This window comes from Pseudarthrobacter siccitolerans, assembly GCF_001046895.1.
GTDB classification, from domain to species: Bacteria; Actinomycetota; Actinomycetes; order Actinomycetales; family Micrococcaceae; genus Arthrobacter; species Arthrobacter siccitolerans.
Genome location: NZ_CAQI01000058.1, coordinates 1 through 2,307, shown reverse-complemented (window position 1 = coordinate 2,307; position 2,307 = coordinate 1). Strand labels below are relative to the sequence as shown.

Below are 2,307 nucleotides of genomic sequence, written 5' to 3'. Positions count from 1 at the left end.
TAACAACAGGACCCCTGCGTAACGGCAGAATATCCGAGATAGCGCATGGCAGTGATTCGCGGACGGTGCCCGCGACTGGTTCTCGAGCGCCCTCGACAGCTTCCACGACGGCTTCGCCGCCTTGTCGATGAAGTCGTCCCAACTGTCAGCAACGCGGCCCCCTTCCACAAGACCCTCAACGGATTGGTCGAGCTGGACTGGCCGCCCGTGCTTGGCGGCGATTCGCTCATCCGGGTGTCGGCTCCAGGCGATGTGACCATGCCGCGACTGCCCTGACACTTCTTCGACAGTAAGGGGAGTGGGCCGCCGGCCGGTCCACTTCCGGAGTGCGCCTGCTGTTGGGACGACCCGGCGCCGTGTCATTTCGCGGCGCTCCGCCTCCGCCCTGGCAGGAACGTTGCAAGAGCGAGGCCGAGAAGCGCCGCGCCTGCCGCGATCAGGAATGAGGTGCGAAAGCCGACCAGCGTCGGCACCTCGACGCTCCCCATAGGCTGCGCGGTGCTCGCGAGGACCACGCCTACGACGGCGCTGGAGACCGACGTGCCCATGGAACGCATCAGCGAGTTCAGCCCATTGGCCGCACCCGATTCCGAGGGATCGACGGCGTCGAGGATGAGCGCTGGCATCACGGAATAGGCCATGCCGACGCCGCTGCCTGCAAGGGCGGCGACGATCACGATCTGCCAAACGGCGCCCAGCAACCCCGTCCCTGTCAGATAGGCTACGGCGAGCAGCGCAAGCCCTGTCATCAGCGTGAACTTTTGCCCGCGCAAGGCCGACAGTCGGGCGGCGAGCGGGGCAACCGCCATCATCGCGAGACCCATTGAGGATGCGCAGATGCCTGTGGTGACCATGGACATCCCGAGCCCGTATCCGGTAGATTCAGGCAGTTGCAGCAGCTGTGGCATGACGAGGGTTACCGCGAAGAACGCCAGACCCACGGTGATCGCGGCCAGGTTGGTGAGGAGGACCTGCCGGCGTGAGGCTGTGCGCAGATCCAACAGCGGGTCCTTGGTACGCAGTTCGAAGAGCCCCCACAGCAGGAAGATCACTATGGCGGCGGCGAAGAGCCCGAGCGTGGCGGGGCTCCCCCAGCCCCAGTCGGCGCCCTTGGAGACGGGCAGCAGCAGGGCGACGAGGCCAAGGGTCAGTCCGAGCGCGCCAATCACATCGAAGCGTCCGGGGATGCGCTGCTCGTTCCCGGGTACTACGGCCAAGATCGCCGCTATGGCCAGCGCGCCGAGGGCGGCGGAGGCGAAGAACAGCCAGTGCCAGTCGAAGTTTTGGGCAACGAGCGCGGCCAGAGGAATGGCGAGTGCACCGCCGACACCGATAGAGCTGCTCATCAGCGCTAGGGCCAATCCACGCCGCTCGGGTGGCAGCTGGTCCCAAATGATGCTGATGCCGAGCGGGATGGCCCCCAGCGCCAGGCCCTGGACGGCGCGGCCCGCCACCATCGGCAGGAGGTCCGAAGTAAACCCGGAGATCAGCGAGCCCAGCACCATCAGCGCGAGGCTGATGACGAGCAGGCGGCGCTTGCCGTAAAGGTCGCCGAGCCGCCCCATGACCGGAGCGGCGATGGTGCCGGACAGCAGCGTCGCAGTGATCACCCACGCGGCGTTGGACGCGGTGGTGTCCAACAGCCTAGGAAGGCCGGCGACGACGGGAACAAGCAGGGTCTGCATGACGGCGACGGCGATGCCAGTGAAGGCGAGGACGGGGACGAGCCCGCGCCTTGCAGGAGCCCTGACTGCCGGGGCGGCCGGTACTGACGTTGACGGTACTGTGGCGTCCTTGCTCTGGGGTGACCCGCCGCCGGCTGTGTCCTGTTCGGTGGGGAGGGGTGTTTGGTCCCTTCGAGGGTCGTCTGCGGGTGGTGTGAACGGGCGGCGGTGCCCCGGCAGGTAACCGCCGGGACCGAAGTCTGCCCGTTCGTCTAGCGAACATTCCATGGTTTCTTCCTTGCTGTCGGGCCCTGTCAAGGGCGGTGAGAGGCGCGTTCTGCCGCGGCAGAACGCTCTATGGTCAGGCAGGCTGCGATGTGGTGGGTGCCAAATGAGGGCCGGGGGTTTGTCAGGAGGCGTGGGTTGCCTGTACCCCATGGGCGTGGTGTTTGGGGCGAGCATGATGGTGTCGTCCCACCGTGTCCTTCGAACCCCTCTTGGATGTGGCCGCGTTGCTGCACCGCGCCGACTTCATAATGAAGAAGTCGACGCGGTCGAGGAGCAATTAGGAGACCTGTCCGCAAGCCACTGGGCCAGGGTGCGCTGTCTCGGCCGGTGCGCTGATGTTCGGGAGTGGGTCGTT

Annotated in this window: 2 protein-coding genes; both read right to left on the bottom strand. The window is 66.4% G+C overall.

Going from position 1 to position 2,307, the window contains the following annotated elements:
* The coding region (locus ARTSIC4J27_RS23310; protein WP_235436794.1) for a hypothetical protein at positions 1-279 on the bottom strand (279 nt) is incomplete at its 3' end.
* Positions 280-359: 80 nt separating this feature from the next.
* Positions 360-1,952 (bottom strand): MFS transporter, encoded by a 1,593-nt coding sequence (locus tag ARTSIC4J27_RS20175; RefSeq protein WP_083435565.1) that lies wholly within the window; start codon positions 1,950-1,952, stop codon positions 360-362.
* Positions 1,953-2,307 lie beyond the last annotated feature (355 nt).

Bases quoted from the DNA above. Each gene is read 5' to 3' on its own strand.
- ARTSIC4J27_RS20175 (WP_083435565.1), bottom strand. From the start codon at position 1,952: ATGGAATGTTCGCTAGACGAACGGGCAGACTTCGGTCCCGGCGGTTAC.